22 protein-coding genes are annotated in these 19,797 nt (G+C 55.0%); 15 read left to right on the top strand and 7 right to left on the bottom strand.

Going from position 1 to position 19,797, the window contains the following annotated elements:
• Window positions 1–54 precede the first annotated feature (54 nt).
• Together aceE and aceF are read left to right on the top strand one after the other, a co-directional pair.
• The gene (gene aceE / locus ACH518_RS02345) at window positions 55–2,727 is read left to right on the top strand and encodes a pyruvate dehydrogenase (acetyl-transferring), homodimeric type (RefSeq protein WP_140911480.1); all 2,673 of its coding nucleotides are present in this window, start codon (window positions 55–57) and stop codon (window positions 2,725–2,727) included.
• A 24-nt stretch (window positions 2,728–2,751) separates the two neighbouring features.
• The gene (gene aceF, locus ACH518_RS02340) at window positions 2,752–4,044 is read left to right on the top strand and encodes a dihydrolipoyllysine-residue acetyltransferase (protein WP_445371723.1); all 1,293 of its coding nucleotides are present in this window, start codon (window positions 2,752–2,754) and stop codon (window positions 4,042–4,044) included.
• Window positions 4,045–4,164: 120 nt separating this feature from the next.
• On the opposite strand, the gene hisD is transcribed toward aceF, so the two are convergent.
• From hisD to ACH518_RS02305, 7 genes are read right to left on the bottom strand one after another with little or no spacing between them, the layout of a single operon-like run.
• A complete protein-coding gene (gene hisD, locus ACH518_RS02335) occupies window positions 4,165–5,466 on the bottom strand; it encodes a histidinol dehydrogenase (RefSeq protein WP_445371722.1) in 1,302 nt (433 codons plus the stop codon).
• Window positions 5,467–5,471: 5 nt separating this feature from the next.
• On the bottom strand, window positions 5,472–6,098 hold the full coding sequence (gene hisG / locus ACH518_RS02330; RefSeq protein WP_140911477.1) for an ATP phosphoribosyltransferase: 627 nt from the start codon (window positions 6,096–6,098) through the stop codon (window positions 5,472–5,474).
• Between the two features lie 15 nt (window positions 6,099–6,113).
• Window positions 6,114–7,379 (bottom strand): UDP-N-acetylglucosamine 1-carboxyvinyltransferase, encoded by a 1,266-nt coding sequence (gene murA / locus ACH518_RS02325; RefSeq protein WP_140911476.1) that lies wholly within the window; start codon window positions 7,377–7,379, stop codon window positions 6,114–6,116.
• A gap of 33 nt (window positions 7,380–7,412) precedes the next feature.
• Window positions 7,413–7,724: an STAS domain-containing protein gene (locus ACH518_RS02320; RefSeq protein WP_140911475.1), complete on the bottom strand. Its 312-nt coding sequence runs from the start codon at window positions 7,722–7,724 to the stop codon at window positions 7,413–7,415.
• On the bottom strand, window positions 7,725–8,189 hold the full coding sequence (gene mlaD, locus ACH518_RS02315; RefSeq protein WP_140911474.1) for an outer membrane lipid asymmetry maintenance protein MlaD: 465 nt from the start codon (window positions 8,187–8,189) through the stop codon (window positions 7,725–7,727).
• Between the two features lies 1 nt (window position 8,190).
• On the bottom strand, window positions 8,191–8,973 hold the full coding sequence (mlaE, locus tag ACH518_RS02310; RefSeq protein ID WP_140911473.1) for a lipid asymmetry maintenance ABC transporter permease subunit MlaE: 783 nt from the start codon (window positions 8,971–8,973) through the stop codon (window positions 8,191–8,193).
• 18 nt (window positions 8,974–8,991) lie between these two features.
• On the bottom strand, window positions 8,992–9,810 hold the full coding sequence (locus tag ACH518_RS02305; RefSeq protein ID WP_140911472.1) for an ABC transporter ATP-binding protein: 819 nt from the start codon (window positions 9,808–9,810) through the stop codon (window positions 8,992–8,994).
• Between the two features lie 106 nt (window positions 9,811–9,916).
• Between ACH518_RS02305 and ACH518_RS02300 the strand changes: the two genes are divergently transcribed.
• From ACH518_RS02300 to ACH518_RS02240, 13 genes are all read left to right on the top strand, one after another.
• On the top strand, window positions 9,917–10,930 hold the full coding sequence (locus tag ACH518_RS02300) for a KpsF/GutQ family sugar-phosphate isomerase (protein ID WP_140911471.1): 1,014 nt from the start codon (window positions 9,917–9,919) through the stop codon (window positions 10,928–10,930).
• 13 nt (window positions 10,931–10,943) lie between these two features.
• Window positions 10,944–11,477 (top strand): 3-deoxy-manno-octulosonate-8-phosphatase KdsC, encoded by a 534-nt coding sequence (gene kdsC / locus ACH518_RS02295; RefSeq protein ID WP_445371721.1) that lies wholly within the window; start codon window positions 10,944–10,946, stop codon window positions 11,475–11,477.
• Window positions 11,474–12,040, top strand: a complete 567-nt coding sequence (gene lptC, locus ACH518_RS02290; protein WP_140911469.1) for an LPS export ABC transporter periplasmic protein LptC — start codon at window positions 11,474–11,476, stop codon at window positions 12,038–12,040. Before kdsC ends, lptC begins: the two co-directional genes overlap by 4 nt.
• Entirely contained in the window at window positions 12,027–12,527 is a 501-nt protein-coding gene (gene lptA, locus ACH518_RS02285) for a lipopolysaccharide transport periplasmic protein LptA (RefSeq protein WP_140911468.1), read from the top strand. Before lptC ends, lptA begins: the two co-directional genes overlap by 14 nt.
• Complete coding sequence (lptB, locus tag ACH518_RS02280; protein ID WP_140911467.1) at window positions 12,527–13,252, top strand: LPS export ABC transporter ATP-binding protein; 726 nt, start codon at window positions 12,527–12,529, stop codon at window positions 13,250–13,252. Before lptA ends, lptB begins: the two co-directional genes overlap by 1 nt.
• 13 nt (window positions 13,253–13,265) lie before the next feature.
• Entirely contained in the window at window positions 13,266–14,702 is a 1,437-nt protein-coding gene (locus tag ACH518_RS02275; protein ID WP_445371720.1) for an RNA polymerase factor sigma-54, read from the top strand.
• Between the two features lie 39 nt (window positions 14,703–14,741).
• On the top strand, window positions 14,742–15,032 hold the full coding sequence (gene hpf, locus ACH518_RS02270; RefSeq protein ID WP_054761376.1) for a ribosome hibernation-promoting factor, HPF/YfiA family: 291 nt from the start codon (window positions 14,742–14,744) through the stop codon (window positions 15,030–15,032).
• A 55-nt stretch (window positions 15,033–15,087) separates the two neighbouring features.
• The gene (gene rapZ / locus ACH518_RS02265; RefSeq protein WP_445371719.1) at window positions 15,088–15,945 is read left to right on the top strand and encodes an RNase adapter RapZ; all 858 of its coding nucleotides are present in this window, start codon (window positions 15,088–15,090) and stop codon (window positions 15,943–15,945) included.
• 48 nt (window positions 15,946–15,993) lie between these two features.
• Window positions 15,994–17,340 carry a magnesium transporter gene (gene mgtE, locus ACH518_RS02260; RefSeq protein ID WP_445371718.1) on the top strand — a complete coding sequence of 449 codons (1,347 nt, stop codon included), beginning with the start codon at window positions 15,994–15,996 and terminating at the stop codon, window positions 17,338–17,340.
• Window positions 17,341–17,444: 104 nt separating this feature from the next.
• The gene (gene minC / locus ACH518_RS02255; RefSeq protein ID WP_445371717.1) at window positions 17,445–18,152 is read left to right on the top strand and encodes a septum site-determining protein MinC; all 708 of its coding nucleotides are present in this window, start codon (window positions 17,445–17,447) and stop codon (window positions 18,150–18,152) included.
• A gap of 21 nt (window positions 18,153–18,173) precedes the next feature.
• Window positions 18,174–18,986: a septum site-determining protein MinD gene (gene minD, locus ACH518_RS02250; RefSeq protein ID WP_140911462.1), complete on the top strand. Its 813-nt coding sequence runs from the start codon at window positions 18,174–18,176 to the stop codon at window positions 18,984–18,986.
• Window positions 18,986–19,240, top strand: coding sequence for a cell division topological specificity factor MinE (minE, locus tag ACH518_RS02245; protein ID WP_140911461.1), 255 nt, complete (start codon window positions 18,986–18,988; stop codon window positions 19,238–19,240). The genes minD and minE overlap by 1 nt, the downstream gene beginning before the upstream one ends.
• Before the next feature lie 89 nt (window positions 19,241–19,329).
• Window positions 19,330–19,527, top strand: coding sequence for a winged helix-turn-helix domain-containing protein (locus ACH518_RS02240; RefSeq protein WP_140911460.1), 198 nt, complete (start codon window positions 19,330–19,332; stop codon window positions 19,525–19,527).
• The last annotated feature ends 270 nt before the right edge of the window (window positions 19,528–19,797 follow it).

Genomic DNA, 19,797 nt, shown 5'->3' with positions numbered 1-19,797 from the left:
CCGGCCTTTTCGGGTATCCTTTTCCGGCTATTTCCATGTTTCCTAGGTTCCGTAATGACCAACAATACCGACATTGCCGCCAAATACGATATTGATCCCGCAGAGACTCAAGAATGGATGGAAGCCCTGCAAGCGGTGATCGAAAAGGAAGGCAGCGAACGCGCCAGTTACCTGATCGAAACCCTGCTCAGCACCGCCAGACAAGCCGGTCTGGACATCCCTTTCTCCGCCAACACGCCCTACATCAATTCGATTCCGGTCGATAAGCAGCCCAAATTCCCGGGTAATACCGATATCGAACGGACCATCCGGTCATACGTTCGTTGGAATGCGATGATGATGGTGTTGCGGGCAAACAAGCATACCAATGTCGGTGGTCATATCGCCAGTTTCGCGTCGGCAATCACTTTGTACGATGTAGGTCAAAACCATTTCTGGAATGCCGCATCCGACAAACACGGCGGCGATTTGATTTTCTCGCAAGGCCACTCGGCTCCCGGAACCTATGCTCAGGCCTTCTTACTCGGTCGTTTGAGCGAAGAACAAATGGATAATTTCCGTCAGGAAGTCGGTGGTAACGGTTTGTCGTCTTACCCGCATCCGTGGTTGATGCCGGATTTCTGGCAATTCCCGACCGTATCGATGGGCTTGGGGCCGATCATGGCGATTTACCAAGCCCGTTTCATGCGCTATATGCAGGACCGCGGCATGGCCAATACCGAGGGCCGCAAAGTTTGGGCCTTCCTCGGCGACGGCGAATGCGACGAGCCGGAAACTCTGGGTGCCATCGGTATGGCCGGCCGTGAGAAGCTGGACAACCTGATCTTTGTCATCAATTGCAACCTGCAGCGCCTGGACGGCCCGGTGCGCGGCAACGGCAAAATCATTCAAGAACTGGAAAGCAATTTCCGCGGCGCCAACTGGAACGTAATCAAGGTGATCTGGGGTCGGCGTTGGGATGCGATTCTGGCGCGCGACAAACACGGGTTGATCGTCAAACGCATGATGGAATGCGTCGACGGCGACTACCAAACCTTCAAATCCAAGGACGGCGCTTATGTGCGTGAGCACTTCTTCAATACGCCGGAACTGAAAGAACTGGTCAAGGATTACACCGACCGCGATATCTGGGAATTGAACCGCGGCGGCCACGATCCGATCAAGGTGTTTGCCGCTTATAACGCGGCAGCCAACCACCAAGGCCAGCCGACGGTCATTCTGGCCAAGACCATCAAAGGCTACGGCATGGGCGATTCTGGCCAGGCCCAAAACACCAGTCATCAGCAAAAGAAGATGAGCCTGGAGTCGATCAAGGGTATCCGCGACCGCTACCAACTGCCGATCAGCGACGAAGACCTGCCCAACCTGCCTTACATCCGTTTGGCGGAAGATTCCGAAGAACTCAAATACCTGCGCCAGCGCCGCGCCGACTTGGGCGGTTATCTGCCGGCGCGGCGGGCAAAATCCTATTCGTTGGAAATCCCCGCGCTGTCCGCGTTCAAGGCTTTGCTGGATGGTACTGGCGAAGGCCATGAAATCTCGACGACGATGGCTTTCGTCCGCATCCTGAATATTCTGGTCAAGGACAAACAAATCGGCAAACGCGTGGTACCTATAGTGCCGGACGAATCCCGCACCTTCGGTATGGAGGGCATGTTCCGCCAATTGGGAATCTGGTCGCAGGTTGGCCAGTTGTACACGCCGCAAGATGCTGAACAGTTAATGTTTTACAAGGAAGACAAGCACGGCCAGGTGTTGCAGGAAGGCATCAACGAAGCCGGCGGCCTGTGCGACTGGATCGCGGCTGGTACGGCCTATTCGACTCACGGCACGCCGATGATTCCGTTCTTCATCTACTACTCGATGTTCGGCTTCCAGCGCGTCGCCGACTTGATTTGGGCCGCGGCCGACCAACGTACCCGCGGCTTCCTGTTAGGCGGCACCGCCGGTAGAACCACGCTGAACGGCGAAGGCTTGCAGCACGAAGACGGCCATAGCCATTTGATGTCGGCGACGGTCCCGAACTGCTATTCCTACGATCCGACCTTTGCCTGTGAGCTGGCGGTAATCATCCACGACGGGTTGCGCCGGATGTACGTCGAGCAGGAGGATATCTTCTATTACATCACCTTGATGAATGAAAATTACGACCAGCCGCCATTGGTCGAAGGCGCCGAAGCCGACATTTTGAAGGGCATGTATCTGTTCAAAAAGGGCCACAAGGGCAACAAGCCCAGAGTCCAGTTGTTGGGGTCAGGCACCATTTTCATCGAAGTGATTTTCGCCGCCCAATTGCTGCACGATGACTGGGGTGTCGACGCCGATCTGTGGAGTTGCCCCAGCTTTACCGAGTTGGCGCGCGACGGCCAAAGCTGCGAGCGTTGGAATCGTTTGCATCCGACCGAGAAATCGCGCGTGACCCACGTCGAACGCTGCCTGGACGATGCCAAAGGTCCGGTGATCGCTGCAACCGACTATATGCGCGCCTTTGCCGAACAGATTCGGCCCTGGGTAAAAAATCCCTACACGGTTCTGGGTACCGACGGTTTCGGCCGCTCCGATACCCGCGCCAATCTGCGTAAATTCTTCGAGGTGGATCGTTACCACGTTACCGTTGCTGCGCTGCAAGCTCTGGCGCGAGCTGGTGAGTTCGATGCTGCCAAAGTTGACGTGGCGATTGCGAAATATGGCATAAACCCCGATGCCAGCGCCCCCTGGTTGGTTTAACGGCTGAATTAACGGAATGCGTAGATGAGTTCTTTAGTTGAAGTAAAAGTCCCCGACGTCGGCAACGTGCCGGAAATCGATATCGTCGAAGTCTTGGTGCAACCCGGCGACGTGGTTGCGATCGAACAAACTCTGGCGGTGATGGAAACCGACAAGGCCACAATGGACCTGCCGTCCAGTGCGGCCGGTATCGTTAAGTCGGTCCATATCAAACCGGGCGATAAAGTCGCGGAAGGTACCTTGATCGTCACGGTCGAAGTCGGCGCCGCCGCTGCAGAGCCGGCTGCCGAAGTTGCGGCGGTGCCTGCCGCCGCCGAGCCGCCTCCGGCGCCGGTTGCGGAAGCGCCGAAAGCCGAACCGGCTAAAGCCGTGGCTGCCCCGGTAGCGCCGGTTGTTGCCAGCACCGAAGGTTATAAACCGCATGCGACGCCGAGCGTACGCTTGTTCGCCCGCGAATTGGGCGTCGAGCTAAGCAAGATCCCGGCCGGCAGCGGCCGCAAAGGGCGGATCTTGCAGGAAGACGTGAAAAAATTCGTCAAGCAAATTATGACGTCCGGCGGCGCGGTAAGCGGTGGCGGCGCCGGCATTCCGGCCATCCCGGCGGTCGATTTCACTCAATTCGGCGAAATCGAAGAAAAGCCGTTAAGCAAAATCAAACGCCTGACCGGCCAGAACCTGACTCGGGTCTGGCTGAACCTGCCGTTGGTGACGTACCACGACGAAGTCGCGATCGACGAGATGGAGGAGTTCCGCAAGGCAGTCAACGCCGGCCAAGGCAAGGATGGCATCAAAGTTACCGGTTTGGTGTTCATCATGAAAGCGCTGGTCGCGGCGCTGCAGAAATTCCCATCTTTTAACAGCTCGCTATCTCCGGAAGGCGACAAGCTGTTCCTGAAAAAGTATTACCACCTCGGTATTGCGGTCGATACGCCAAATGGCCTGGTCGTGCCGGTCATCCGCGATGTCGATAAAAAAGGCATTTTTCAGTTGTCGCAAGAATTGGCCGAGGTCAGCGAATTGGCTCGCCAAGGCAAACTGAAACCGTCCGACATGCAAGGCGGTTGCATGACCATCTCCAGCCTCGGTGGCATCGGCGGCACGGCGTTCACGCCTATCGTCAACGCGCCGGAAGTCGCGATCTTGGGTGTGACCCGCTCCAAAGTGCAGCCGGTGTGGAACGGTAAGGAATTCGAGCCGAAACTGATGTTGCCGCTGGACATTACCTACGACCATCGCGTCATCGACGGTGCCGAAGGCGCCCGATTCATGGAAGCCTTGAAAGCCAATCTGGCCGATATTCGCCGGCTGTTGCTGTAAAACCGGCCAAGTTGCCGCCCCGTTTATTTCCGCTCTGGAGTAAACGGGGCGGCGCTTTGTGGTAGAAGTTTATTCCACTCGTTCGGCATCGTCACGATCGACGGCACCGAATCTGCTCCGCTAAATTCTGAATTCCGCCGACCGGGCGTGCGCAGTCAAACTCTCGCCCCGCGCCAACACCGAAGCGATTTTTCCTAAATTCTGTGCTCCCGTTGCGGAGCAGTTGATCAGGCTGCTGCGTTTTTGAAAGTCGTAGACGCCCAGCGGCGATGAATAACGAGCAGTACTCGAGGTGGGTAGCACGTGGTTGGGGCCGGCGCAGTAGTCGCCCAGGGCTTCGGCGGTGTAACGGCCCATGAAGATGGCACCGGCGTTGCGGATTTGCTCGGCCAAGGCTTCCGGATCGGCGACCGACAGCTCCAGATGTTCCGGTGCGATACGGTTCGCTACTTGTGCGGCTTGGTCCAGGTCGGCGACTTTGATAAAGGCGCCGCGGCCGGTCAATGAGGCTTTGATGATGGCGGCGCGCTCCATTTCCGGCAGCAGTTTATTGATGCTGGCTTCGACTTTTTTCAGGAAGTCGGCGTCCGGGCTGATCAGGATTGCCTGGGCATTTTCGTCGTGTTCGGCTTGCGAGAACAAATCCATCGCGATCCAGTCCGGATCGGTTTGGCCGTCGCAGATGATCAGGATTTCGGACGGACCGGCGATCATATCGATGCCGACCTGACCGAACACCAGTTTTTTCGCCGTGGCGACATAGATGTTGCCGGGGCCGACGATTTTATCGACGGCCGGCACGGTTTCGGTGCCGTAGGCGAGTGCCGCAACGGCTTGAGCGCCGCCGATCGTGAACACCCGGTCCACACCGGAGACGTAGGCTGCCGCCAGCACCAGCGGATTGGTTTCGCCGCCGGGTGTCGGCACCACCATGATTAATTCGCCGACGCCGGCGACTTTGGCCGGAATCGCGTTCATCAGCACCGAGGAAGGGTAAGCGGCCTTGCCACCCGGCACATAGAGGCCGGCTTTGTCCAGCGGCGTCACTTTCTGTCCGAGCAGGGTGCCGTCCAGTTCGGTGTATTGCCAGGACTGCAATTTTTGATGTTCCGCGTAGGCCCGTACCCGGTCCGCGGCGGTTTGCAAAGCAATCGCTTGCGTGCTGGGTAGCGTGTCCCAGGCTTGCTTCAGTGCCTCCTGGCTCAGTTCCAGTTCTTTGCCGGCCTTGAATGCGGTGCGGTCGAAACGGTTGGTATATTCCAGCAAGGCCTGGTCGCCGCGTTTTTTGACATCGGCGATGATGTCCAGCACCCGTTTATGGATTTCCAAATCGTCGCTGGCGTCCCAGTCCAGGCGAGCCTGCAATTGTTTGGCGAAATCGGCGGACGAACTGTCCAGGCGTAACATTTTGATCGCAGCCATGGGGCTTACCTCTGCGCCAGCGTGGTTTCGAATTGGTCTATCAAGGCTTGAATGGCTTGGTGCTTCATTTTCATCGCCGCTTTATTGACCACCAGCCTGGAGGTGATGTTGGCGATCAGTTCGCGCGGCTCCAGGCCGTTGGCTTTTAACGTATTGCCGGTGTCTACCAGGTCGACGATGCAATCGGCCAGGCCAACCAGCGGCGCCAGTTCCATCGAGCCGTACAGCTTGATGATCTCGGCCTGCACGCCCAGGTCGGCAAAATAGCGTTGCGCGGTTTTGACGTATTTGGTCGCGACGCGTAAGCGGCCTTTGACCGGCGGCGCGCCGACCGGGCCGGCCGTCATCAGGCGGCAGCCGGCGATGCCCAGATCCAACGGCTCGTAAAGGCTTTCCGCGCCGTGCTCCAGCAAGACGTCCTTTCCGGCGATGCCGAGGTCGGCGGCGCCGTACTCAACGAAGGTCGGTACGTCGGTGGCGCGGATAATCACCAATTGCACGTCGTCGCGGGTGGTTTGCAGGATCAATTTCCGACTTTTATCCGGATCGTCGATCGGCGTGATGCCGGCCTGTTGCAAAAACGGCAGGGCTTCTTCGTAAATTCGGCCTTTGGATACGGCGATGGTTAACATGGCTCGGGATGGGTTTTAGTTGGGAACGCGGCGGATCGTGGCGCCCAGTTGCGACAATTTTTCCTCGATATGGTCGTAACCGCGGTCGATATGGTAGATCCGGTCCACCAAGGTTTCGCCTTCTGCAATCAGGCCGGCCAGCACCAAGCTGGCGGATGCGCGCAAGTCGGTAGCCATCACCGGCGCCGCTTTCAGACCTTCGTTGCCGGTGCAGATCGCGGTGTTGGATTCGAGTTTGATCTGGGCGCCCATGCGTTGCAATTCCTGCACGTGCATGAAGCGGTTTTCGAATACGGTTTCGGTAATCAGGCCGACGCCTTCGGCGACCGAGTTCAACGCCGTAAATTGGGCCTGCATGTCGGTCGGGAAAGCCGGATAGGGCGCGGTGCGCACTGTGACCGCTTTCGGCCGTTTGCCGTGCATGTTCAATTCGATCCAGTTTTCGCCGCAGGTGATGTCGGCGCCGGCTTCCTTCAATTTAGCCAGCACGGCGTCCAGCGTGTTCGGGTCGGTATTTTTCAGACGGACATGGCCGCGGGTGATCGCGCCGGCGACCAGATAGGTACCGGTTTCGATCCGATCCGGCAGAATATCGTAATGCAGGCCGGGAACGCCGAGCTTTTCGACGCCTTCGACGGTCAGAATATCGGTGCCGACGCCGCTGATCTTGGCGCCCATTTTATTGAGAAAATGCGCCAGATCGGTGACTTCCGGCTCTTTGGCGGCATTTTCGATGATGGTGATGCCGTCCGCCAGCGTGGCGGCCATCAGGATGTTTTCGGTGCCGGTCACGGTGATTTTATCCAACACCAGACGACAGCCTTTCAGACGCGTGGCCTTGGCGTGGATGTAACCTGCTTCCACGGTGATGTCCGCTCCCATCTTGATCAGCGAATCGATGTGGATATCCACCGGCCGGGTGCCGATCGCGCAGCCGCCGGGCAGCGACACGTAAGCTTCCCCGAAACGGGCCAGCAACGGCCCCAGCACCAGGATCGAAGCGCGCATGGTTTTCACCAGTTCGTAAGGCGCTTCGTATTTGTGGATGGTGCTGGTGTCGACTTCGATGTTCATTTTCTCGTCGACGGTCAGGCCCACGCCCATTTGGCCGAGCAATTCCATCGTGGTGGTGATGTCGTGCAGGTGGGGAATGTTGCCGACGCTGACCGGTACTTCGGACAGTAGCGTCGCGGCCAGAATCGGCAGGGCGGCGTTTTTGGCGCCGGAAATCCGCAGTTCGCCGTGTAAGGGTTTGCCGCCGGTAATCAGTAATTTATCCATGAATGGTCTCGGGTAAGTGGGGCAGAACGCGGCTCAAGGCGCGCGGTTTGCAAAATATTCGGTTTCGTCGAAGCCGCTGAGTTTGGCCAACGCCAATAATTGGGCCGGAACGTTCTTGAAAGACAATTTGACGCGGTTGCTGCGGGCCTGCTTGATCCATTCGATCATCAACGCCAGACCGGCGCTGTCGGTCATGCCGACTAGCGACAGGTCGATGCAGATGCTGTCCATGCCTTTCAGAAAGTTGAAGGACTTCAGCGATTGCTTGTCGATGCTGGCAAAAGTCAGGTTTCCTTCCACGGTGTAATGCCCTGGGGCCTGTTCGGTGACGCTCAGTTTCGGCATCTATTTGCCTTCCGCCTTGTTCAGCATGAATTTGCCGATCATTTCTTCCAGAACGATGGCCGAGCTGGTGATGTCGAGCTGGCTCTTATCGTGCAGGTATTCTTCCGACGAGCCCGGGTCGATACTGATGTACTGCTCGCCCAACAGGCCGGCAGTATAAATGCTGGCGCCCGAATCCATCGGGATGTTGTCGTACTTGGATTCGATGCGCATTTCGACGATGGATTCGTGGCTGTTGCGATCCAGCCGGATCGACGATACCCGGCCAATGCGGACGCCGGCGATCGATACCGGCGATTTGACTTTCAGACCGCCGGAGTTTTGAAAATGGGCAATCACCGTGTAACTGTCGTCACCGGTGTAGGTTCCCAGGTTACTGACTTGTAAAGCCATGTAGAACAACGCGGCAATGCCGGAGGCGACAAAAAATCCGACCAGAGTATCCTGGGTCTTGGAATGCGGCATGTTAAATGTCTCCAAACATGAGTGCGGTTAAGATGAAATCCAGTGCCAATACCGAAAACGCCGAGTTGACCACGGTGCGAGTGGTGGCTCGGCTGACCCCTTCCGAGGTTGGGATGGCGTCGTAGCCTTCGAACAGGGCGATCCAGGATACGACGAAGCCGAACACGACGCTTTTGATTACGCCATTAACGATGTCTTCGCGAAAATCGATGCTGGCCTGCATTTGCGCCCAAAATGCGCCGTCGTCGACGCCGAGCATGCCGACGCCGACCAGATGGCCGCCCATGATGCCGATCGCGCTGAACAGTGCGGCCAGTAACGGCATGGCCAAAAAGCCGGCCAGAAAGCGCGGGGAAATGATGCGGTTGATCGGGTCGACCGCCATCATCTCCATGCCGGACAGTTGTTCGGTGGCTTTCATCAGGCCAATCTCGGCGGTCAGCGCAGATCCAGCCCGGCCGGCGAACAATAAGGCGGAAACCACCGGCCCCAGTTCCCGGACCAGCGAAGCGGCGACCATTACGCCCAACGATTCTTCGGCGCCGAAGTCCGACAGGATGTTGAAGCCTTGCAAGCCGAGCACCATGCCGACGAACAGGCCGGAAATGGTGATGATCAGAAACGACAGCACGCCGACCGAATACATCTGCTTCAGCAGCAAATTCGGGCGCGGCATTACTTCCCCGATGCCGGTCAGCGTATGCAGCAGAAAGAAAGTGCCGCGCCCCAATTTGGCAAAAGCGCTGCGCGTGGTTTTTCCCAGGGTTTGCAGTAATTCGAGCATCGCGTTCTCAAATAGGGCTTATTTGCCGGACAACAAGTCGTCCAGATAATCTGGAGCGGGGTAGTGGAAATGTACCGGGCCGTCGGCGTAACCGTTCATGAACTGTTCCACCCACTCCGAATCGGAGGCTGCCAATTGTTGTGGAGTCCCTTGGCCAATCACTTTTCCGCCAGACAGAACATAGATGTAATCGGCAATCGCCGCGGTTTCCTGGACGTCGTGGGAGACGATGATGCTGGTCAGGCCGAGCGTGGTGTTCAAGGCTTTGATCAAATGCACCAAAGCGCCCATCGAGATCGGGTCCTGGCCGGTAAACGGTTCGTCGTACATGATCATCATCGGGTCCAACGCGATGGCCCGGGCCAGAGCGACCCGGCGCGCCATGCCGCCGGACAATTCGTTCGGCATCAAGCGGTGGGCGCCGCGCAATCCGACCGCGTGCAATTTCATCAACACCAGGGTGCGGATCATCGATTCCGGCAGGTGGGTGTGCTCCCGCAGCGGAAACGCCACATTGTCGTAAACGTTCATGTCGGTGAGCAGGGCGCCGCTTTGGAACAGCATGCCCATCCGTTTGCGTAAATTGTACAAGTCGCGGGTCGGCAAACGATGAACATTCAAACCGTCGACATTGATTTGGCCGCGTTCGGGAGTCAGTTGGCCGCCGATCAGTTTCAGCAGTGTGGTTTTGCCGGTGCCGCTGGGGCCCATGATGGCGGTGATTTTGCCGCGTTGGATTTCGAGATCGATGCCGTCGAATATCTTTCTGGCACCCCTGGAAAAGCTCAAGTTGCTGATTGAAACGATGTTGCTTTCCGGGCTTGCGCTAGTGGCCATCTGCTGTGATTACAGGAGTATCTGGTTTGGTAACAGGTTATTTTCTATGACTGGTCGCGAATAAGTCAATGACTTGGGGTGAAAAGTCGATCAAGAACATGCAATAATGATTCCTTTTTACTCAAGTGTGCGGAGTCGGTTTTCGGTGGGCGGCGATCAGAACATTCAGGCGTTGGCGTTGGCGGTGATTCAAACCGAAATGCAAGCCGTGGCAGCGTTGGCCGCGCGTATCGACCACCAGTTCGTTGCTGCTTGCCGTCTGTTACTGGCTTGCAAAGGCCGAGTAGTGGTTACTGGCATGGGCAAATCCGGGCATATCGCCGGTAAAATCGCCGCAACTTTGGCCAGCACCGGCACTCCGGCGTTTTTCGTACATCCGGGTGAAGCCAGTCACGGCGACTTGGGCATGATCACCCGGCAGGACGTGGTCTTGGCCCTGTCTAATTCCGGCGAAACCGGAGAAATTCTGACGATTTTGCCTATCATTAAGCGCCTGGGCGTGCCCTTGATTGCGTTGACCGGCAATCCCGGCTCGACGTTGGCAAAGTTTGCAACGGCGCACATCGATGTTGCAGTTGAACAAGAGGCTTGCCCGTTGGGTTTGGCGCCCACCGCCAGCACTACCGCGGCATTGGTGATGGGGGATGCCTTGGCCGTCTCTTTATTGGAAACTCGCGGATTTACTCGGGACGATTTCGCGCTATCGCATCCGGGCGGCAGTTTGGGTAAGCGATTGCTGTTGCAGGTCGGCGATATCATGCATCGTGGCGGCGAAGTGCCGGTGGTATCCGATACGGTGTTGGTCGGCGAGGCTTTGCTGGAAATGACCGGCAAAAAACTGGGAATGACTGCGGTGGTGGATGGCGACGGTCGCGTGGCCGGAGTGTTTACCGACGGCGATTTGCGGCGGATGCTGGAGAAAAACCTGGATGTGCACCTGACCCGGATTGCGGAAGTCATGACCCGGAATTGCAAGTCCGTCGACGAACGTATGTTGGCGGCCGAGGCGATGCAGATCATGGAGGCCAAAAAAATTAACGCCTTGTTGGTGGTCGACGAAAATAATAAGTTGCTCGGCGCGTTGAATATGCATGATTTGTTGCGGGCCGGGATTGTTTGAAGCGTGAGCGGAAATGTTTGAATTAAGTCCTGAACAACTCGCCATCGTCCGCGAGCTCAAATTGTTGGTGTTGGATGTTGACGGCGTGCTGACCGACGGCCGTTTGTTTTTCGACGATAGCGGCAGAGAGTACAAATGCTTTCACGCCCGCGACGGCCACGGTATTAAGTTGTTGCGTCAAACCGGTGTCGAAGTCGCGGTCATTTCCGGCCGAAAATCCAATTCGGTGACGTTGCGGATGCAGGGGCTTGGCGTCGAGCATGTCTATCAGGGGCATGAAAACAAGCGAGCGGCTTTCGCCGACGTGTTGCAGCGATTGAATTTGCAGTCGCGGCAAGTGGCTTATGTCGGCGACGACGTTTTGGATTTGCCGGTCATGCGCCAGGTCGGGTTTGCCGTGGCGGTGCAGGATGCCAATTTTGCGGTGTTGGCACATGCGCATTGGCAAACCAAAGTCCCCGGCGGCTTGGGTGCCGTGCGCGAGGTGTGCGATTTGATCATGCATGCTCAAGGGACGCTGGATACGGTGTTGCACAACTATTTATGACATCGCAGCGGAATTTTCAGATTTTTGTCTACGTCGGCTTGGCCGCTTTGTTGTCGTGGTGGCTGGTGCAGCTTAACGAACAGCGTGACGCCGAAATAAAAATTGCCGAAAATAGCCCGGATTTTTTCAGCGTGGGTTATTACAAAAAAGAGATGGATTTGGACGGCTTGCCGAAAAGCGAATTGTCGGCTGACAGAATGGAGCATTACAAGGCCGACGGCAGCACGCATCTGCAGCAGCCGGTCATGACGCTGTTCAATCCCAATCAAAAGCCATGGTCGATCAAATCCGAAACCGGAATCATGGCGGCGGACGGTGATAGTTTGCAGTTGAACGGCAAAGCTTATATCAATCGTGATGCATCGAAAACCAATTCGGCTTTAACCATTAACACATCGGATTTGCGAGTTAAACTCGCCAGTCATTTTGCAGAGACCCAAGCTTGGGCGGAAATCATCAGTCCCCCCAATAGAACGGAAGGGATAGGAATGGAGGCGACTTTCGTCAGTCCGATTCACCTGAAATTGTTGTCCAAAGTGAAAGGTCGCTATGAAATTAAGTAGAATAGTGGGGGTAGGCCTGTTTTTGTCGGCGCGGCTTGCGTTCGGTTTGGAGTCGGATTCCGAGCAGCCTGTTTATATCGATTCCAATAACGCCGTTTACGATGAAAAAAGCCAGATCAGTACCTACACCGGTAATGTGGTGGCGACCCAGGGCAGTATCAGAATCGACGCCGACCAGTTGGTGGTGCATCTCAAAGACGGCGCCATCACCAAACTGGTGGCGACGGGTAAGCCGTCCCGTTTCAAACAATTGCCGGCCGTCGGTAAGGAAGAAATGCACGGCGAGGGTTTGATCAACGAGTTTTATCCGGATAAGAATTTGTTGATCTTTATGAAAAATGCTTCGGTTTGGCAGGGTGATGCCAAACAATCCAGCGAGTACATAGAGTACGATACCAAAAACTCGTTGTTGAAAGCCGGTGAGTCCAATTCCGATGGCAAGCGGGTGCATTCGGTGATTCAGCCCAAAACCAAGAAGGCCCAATAGTGGCGCGCTTGGTAGCAACCGAGTTGTACAAGCGGTACAGCTCACGCAACGTCGTCGATGGCGTCAGTTTGCAGGTCGATACCGGCGAGGTGGTGGGCTTGCTCGGCCCTAACGGCGCCGGTAAAACCACTAGCTTCTACATGATGGTGGGGCTGGTGAAGGCGGACAGAGGCGATATTTTTCTCGACGACCAACGGATTACGCTGCATCCGATGCATCGGCGGGCAAGATTGGGGATAGGCTATCTAGCCCAGGAAGCATCGGTATTTCGTAAGCTCAGTGTCGCCGACAACTTGCGCGCGGTACTGCAGATTCGTGACGATTTGACCGATGGCCAGATCGAACTGGTCATCGACGAATTGTTGGGGGAGTTCGGTATCGGCCACTTGCGCAACCAGTTGGCATTGGGGCTGTCGGGCGGCGAGCGGCGGCGGGTCGAGATTGCCCGGGCTTTGGCCAGCGAACCACAGTTTATTTTGTTGGACGAACCGTTTGCCGGCGTCGATCCGATCTCGGTTTTGGAATTGCAAAAAATTATCGCGCATCTGAAGCAGCGCGGTATCGGTATCCTGATCACCGAGCATAAAGTTAGGGAAACATTGGAAATATGCGATCGCGCCTACATCTTGAACGAAGGCAAGGTTATCGCCGAAGGGCAATCCCGCCAACTTGTCGAGAACGACGAGGTGCGCAGAGTGTATCTGGGCGAAAAATTCAGTTTATAAAATCCGAGTAGTCATGAAGCAATCCTTACAGCTCCGCATCGGTCAAAGTTTGACCATGACGCCGCAGTTGCAGCAGGCAATAAAACTGCTGCAAATGTCGACTTTGGATTTGCAGCAGGAAATTCAGCAGGCGCTGGAATCCAATATGATGCTGGAATTGGACGAAGAAGAGCTGCCGGCTTTGGAGTTTCGCGATAAAAAGCTCGACAACACCGACCAAGTCACCAGCGAAGGCTCCCAAACCGATATGCCGGACGAGTTGCCGGTCGATGTCAGTTGGGACGATGTTTACGAAAGTTCGTTGCCCAGCAGCGGCGATGACGGCGACACGCCCGAATTCGAAACCTTTCGCGGTAAATCCGAAACCTTGCACGACCACTTACTGTGGCAATTGGATCTGATTCCAATCTCGGATCGCGATTATGCAATTGCGGTAGCGATTATCGACGCAATCAACGACGACGGTTATGTCGCCAGCGATCTGCAGGACATTTTTCAAGGTTTGCTGGAGCAGTTGGAGGGCTTGGAATTCGACGAGGTTCAGGCCGTGCTGCATCGGATTCAGAATTTCGATCCGGTCGGTGTCGCCGCATTGGACTTGGCCGACTGCCTGCGGTTGCAATTGCAGCAATTGCCGGATAACACCCGCTTCAAGGCTGAAGCCTTGGATTTTGTGCACCGGCATCTGGATTTGCTGACCAGTTGCGATCAGGTCCGCTTGATGAAACGGGTCGGGCTCAGCGAAGACGAATTGAAAGGTATATTGGCCTTGATTCGGACCTTGGACCCCAAGCCGGGAGCCAGCTTGCAGGAAGTCGATGTCGAATATGTCGTGCCCGACGTGTTCGTGGTCAAAGTTAACGGCCAATGGCTGGTCAGCTTGAACCCGGACATCGCGCCGAAATTACGCATCAACCCCTTCTATTCCGGCATGATCAAGCGCGCCGACAACAGTTCAGACAATGTCAGCATGAAAAACCATTTGCAGGAAGCGCGCTGGTTTATCAAAAGTCTGCATAGCCGTAACGACACCTTGTTGCGGGTCGCAAAAAGTATCGTCGAAAAACAAGGCGATTTTTTCGAGCATGGGGCGATCGCAATGAAGCCGATGGTGTTGCGGGATATCGCCGAGGAACTGGAGTTGCACGAATCGACGATCTCGCGGGTGACCACGCAGAAATACATGCACACTCCCCATGGGGTGATCGAATTCAAATACTTTTTCTCCAGCCACGTCAGTACCGATGGCGGAGGCGAGTGCTCGGCGACGGCAATCCGGGCGCTGATAAAAGAGTTGGTCGGCAACGAAAATCCGGCCAAGCCGTTAAGCGATAGTAAAATATCGGATTTATTGAACGAGAAGGGCATTAACGTCGCGCGCCGCACCATCGCCAAATACCGGGAAGCGATGTCCATCCCTTCAACCAGCCAGCGGAAAAGGCACATTTAATCGATCGGGAAGCACAATTTTTAAAAACAGGAGTATTCCATGCAAGTTAGTATCACAGGCCATCACGTAGAAGTTACCGAGGCGTTGAAAGCTTATGTCGAAGAAAAAATCGGCAAAATCAAACGCCATTTCGACAACGTCGTTGATGTCCATGTCATTTTGACCGTTGAAAAACTGGAGCAAAAAGCCGAAGCGGCAGTACAGGTCAGCGGTGCCAAGCTTTATGCCGAAGACGTGCAAGAAGACATGTATGCAGCGATCGACAATATGGTCGACAAGCTCGACCGCCAAATCGTCAAGCACAAAGAAAAATCTCAAAACCATCGTTAATCGGATATTCGGCGACACGGGATGAAAACGGCTTTCGTCTCGTGTCCAGTCAACCATGAAGCTTGTTATCGTCAGCGGTTTATCGGGGTCGGGCAAGAGTATCGCGTTGGATACTCTGGAAGATTGCGGCTATTACTGCATCGATAACCTGCCGGTCGCATTGCTGGCCGACTTTGTCGATCACGTGATGCTGAAAAACCAAGCCACTTACAGCAAAACCGCGATCGGCATCGATGCTCGCAATCGGTCCGACAATTTGGCCGAGTTTCCGGACAGTCTGACTTCAATTCGTAACAAGGGTATCGACTGCGAACTGGTGTACATGGAAGCGGATGAGAACATCATCCTGAAGCGCTACAGCGAAACCCGTCGCCGCCACCCGCTCAGCACCGAGAGCCGGCCTTTGCGCGAAGCCTTGGAAATCGAGCGGGAGATGTTGCGTCCGCTGGCCTTGAGAGCCGATATCGTCATCGACACCAGCTATACCCATTACCATCAATTACGGGATTTATTGAAAAACCGGCTGGGTGAGAAAGGCAAAAACTCGTTGTCGATTCTGTTCCAGTCGTTCGGTTTCAAATACGGGATACCTTTGGATGCCGACTTTGTGTTCGATGCCCGTAGTCTGCCCAACCCTTATTGGGCCCCAGAGTTACGAGGGCTGACCGGCAAAAATCCCGCAGTTGCCGATTTTTTGCAGAACGATCCGGCCGTGAAGGAGTTTCTACACGATATCGGTTACTTCATCGGCCGTTGGGCGCCGCGGTTCGAATCGGATAACCGCAGTTATTTGACTATTGCGATCGGTTGTACCGGCGGCCAGCACCGTTCGGTTTATCTGGTCGAAGCCTTAAGCAAACATTTTCAAACGATTACCGCCAACGTCATCGTCAGGCATCGGGAGTTGCGGTAACCCCGGGCCGCCGGCCCTATTTTTGGTTTTGTACCTATGACATCAGCAGTGAAGCTCGAAAACGCGGAATCTCTATTGGATCGGACGCTGGAAGTTTTGACCAACGGCTCGCAAATCGAAATCAGAAACTTGGTGCGGTCCCTTTATCCGGCGGAAGCGGCGCATATTCTCGAAGCCTTGGACCCCGAACAGCGCGCAAAACTCTGGGCGTTGATTCCGCCCGGAGTGATTGGCGAAATCCTGGTGGAGGTTAACGTCGAAGTCGGTGCCGGTCTGCTGAAAATCACCGACCGCAAAGACCTGATTGCCGCGACCGAGTCGATGGGTGCCGACGGCATGGTTGATCTATTGCATGTGCTGCCTGAGCCGTTGTTGTCGCAAATCATGGAATCGATTGGGGTGCATAACCGTAACCGGATCGAAAAGGCTTTGAGTTACGGGGAGCATACTGCTGGCGGCATTATGTCCGACGACGTGCTGACGATACGCGGCGACGTCACATTGGATGTTGTTTCGCGATACTTGCGCTTGCGCGGCAACATTCCAGCCAATACTGATAGTCTGATCGTTGTTGATCGTAAGGAACACTTTCAGGGGGTATTGCCGCTCAGCCAGTTACTGAGCCATGATCCGCATACCAAGGTTGACGCTGTGATGGATACCCGAATTGCCGGCATTTCTTACCGGATGCCAAGTCGTGACGTTGCCGGAGTATTTGAGCGGCGCAAGTTGCTGTCTGTTCCGGTGTTGGCGGATGACGGCAGAGTGGTCGGGCGGATAGCAGTCGACGACGTTATCGGTTTAATCAGGGACGAAGCGGACCATTCGCTGATGAGCATGGCCGGTTTGAGCGAAGAGCAGGACATGTTTGCACCGGTGGTCAGCAGTGCCAAGCGTAGGGCTCTCTGGCTAGGCGTAAATCTGCTGACGGCTTTTCTGGCGGCCTCGGTGATCGATTTGTTCGAAGACGCTATCCAACAGATTGTGGCGCTGGCCGTGCTGATGCCGATTGTGGCCAGCATGGGCGGTATTGCCGGCAGTCAGACTTTAACCTTGGTGGTCAGAGGTCTGGCCTTACGCCAAGTCACTGGTAGCAATGCCGGGCGCTTATTGTTTAAGGAGATTTCGGTCGGCTTGCTGAACGGTTTGGTGTGGGCCTGTGTGGTAGCCCTGGTGGCCGGGATGTGGTTTCACCGCCCGGATGTCGGAATATTGTTGGGTGTGGCGATGTTGATCAATCTGGTCTGTGCCGCTTTGTCCGGTGTGGCGATACCGGTTTTGCTGAACAAGATGGGGATTGATCCGGCCCTGGCCGGCGGGGTGTTATTGACTACAGTCACCGATGTGGTTGGTTTTACAGCCTTTTTGGGTTTGGCGACCTTGTTTCTCCTTTAAGGGTTTGTGCTTTTTGTTACGGAAAATGGTAGTATTCCGGACGTACAGCAGCTTATTTTCCAAAATAGATGTCTACCGGCGCACCAATTACGCAAAAAACAGCTTTGGAGTTCAAAAGCACGTCGCTGACAGTGCCGGTATTGCTGCTAGCCGGTAATGACGTGGTCCTGATCGATCAACAATTGCAGGAAAAAGTCGCGCAAGCACCCGAATTTTTTAAAAATTCGCCGCTCTTGATCGATTTGCAAAAGCTTAACGCTCAAAATCTCGAACTGGATTTTACCGAAATCGTCGCTTTGGTCCGCAAACACGGGTTCATGCCGATCGGTATTCGCGGTGGCAACCAAAAACAAACCGACGATGCTCTGGCAATTAATTTGCCGCATTATTCCCTGCATGGCGCCAATGCGCCGCTCGCTGCCAACAAACCTGCCGCAAAAACATTGCCGCCGCCAGTTGCTGAAGAGCCGAAGCAGCAAACTCAGCTTGTGGAAAACAAGCTGGTCGTGCAACCGGTCCGTTCCGGGCAACGGGTCTATGCGAAAGGGGATTTGATCGTTACCGCAACGGTGAGCGCCGGCGCCGAAATCATGGCCGAGGGCAATATTCACATCTACGGTTCGCTCCGCGGCAGAGCTTTGGCTGGCGTGTTGGGCGATACTGCTGCCCGTATTTTCTGCTCGGACCTGCAAGCCGAATTGATTTCAATCGCCGGGATTTACCAGCTGAGCGAAGATTTGAGCAAATATCCGGCGCATAAGCCGTTACAGATCAGTCTGGATAATCAAGCCCTGATTATTAAAGAGTTTTAAGCTTTTCTTGGAGGAATAATTTTGGCCAGAATAATCGTAGTAACATCGGGAAAAGGTGGTGTGGGCAAAACCACGACCAGTGCCGCGATCGCGATGGGTTTGGCGAAGCGGGGGCACAAGACTGCCGTGATCGATTTCGATGTGGGGCTGCGCAACCTCGATTTGATCATGGGGTGCGAACGCCGCGTGGTTTACGATTTGGTTAACGTGATCAACAATGAAGCGACTCTGAATCAAGCCTTGATCAAGGATAAGCGCTGCGAGCAACTGTACATACTGCCTGCCTCGCAAACCCGCGACAAAGATGCGTTGACGACCGAAGGCGTCGGCAAGATTTTGGAAGAGTTGTCCAAGGACTTTAAATACATCGTTTGCGACTCGCCGGCGGGAATCGAGCGCGGTGCTACACTTGCCATGTACTTTGCCGATGACGCTTTCGTCGTGACCAATCCGGAAGTATCGTCGGTTAGGGATTCGGATCGTATGTTGGGCATTCTTGCCAGCAAGTCGCGGCGGGCGGAAAAAGGCGAAGAGCCGATCAAGGAATACCTGCTGTTGACCCGTTACGCACCGGATAGGGTTAAGTTGGGCGAAATGTTGAGTGTCGAAGACGTCCAGGAAATTTTATCCCTCCACCTGTTGGGCGTGATTCCGGAATCGAAGTCGGTATTGAACGCTTCGAACTCCGGCACCCCGGTTATCTTGGACGAGCAAAGCGATGCCGGTCAGGCGTATGCTGATATCGTTGCCCGTTATTTAGGCGAAAACAGACCACACCGTTTTATCGAGGAAGAGAAGAAGGGCTTGTTTAGCAAGCTGTTCGGGAGCAAGTGATGAGTCTCTTAGATTACTTCAGATCGTCGAAGACCAATACGGCGTCTTTAGCCAAGGAGCGGCTGCAAATTCTGGTGGCGCACGAACGGGCCTCGCGCAACCAGCCTTCTTATTTGCCAGAACTACAAAAAGAACTATTGGCAGTAATTCGTAAATATGTAAATGTCGGGCAGGATGCTATCACCGTTAATTTCGAACAGGATGGCAATCAGGAAACACTCGAACTGAATATCGTGTTACCTGACGAGCGTTAGTTGCGTTTGCTTGTTTGACAAGGCTTTTTCCGGTGTTGTGCCGGATCAAGCGGCCGATTTTTTTGTTGTGCAAATGATGAGGAGTTGAAATGGTAGATACAATTGGCGAAGCAGCTGGTGCAGTCTGGCAATTTCTGAACGCGAATGGCGAAGCCAGCGTGAATAAGATCACCACCGAAACCGGCTTGGGCAAAAACGAAGTGCAACGGGCCATCGGCTGGTTGGCTAAAGAAGACAAGCTGAATATCGAGATGAAAGGACGCGTCGAGACCCTTTCGTTGAAGTAACAGTTTTCCGCATACCCGCTTAAGACAGGGCTAAGCGAGGCAGCTTTCAATACTGGCAATGTGTCCGGTGATCAGTTTGTCGAGCTTTTCGGTCTGAGGCGGGTATTCTCAATGCCGCGAGGTTTTTAGGTAGCCTGTTGCCTGACTGGAATTGCGGCCCGCATATGGCTGGCGTTCGGCGTTACGTCGAAAAGATCTTGCCTAAGTCTGATTGATCCGCCGACGGATTGGCGCGGGTAGCGCCGTAAGAATTACAAAAATACCGTTTAA

Source organism: Methylomonas sp. HW2-6, from assembly GCF_052474525.1.
This window is presented reverse-complemented; position numbering and strand designations above follow the sequence as displayed.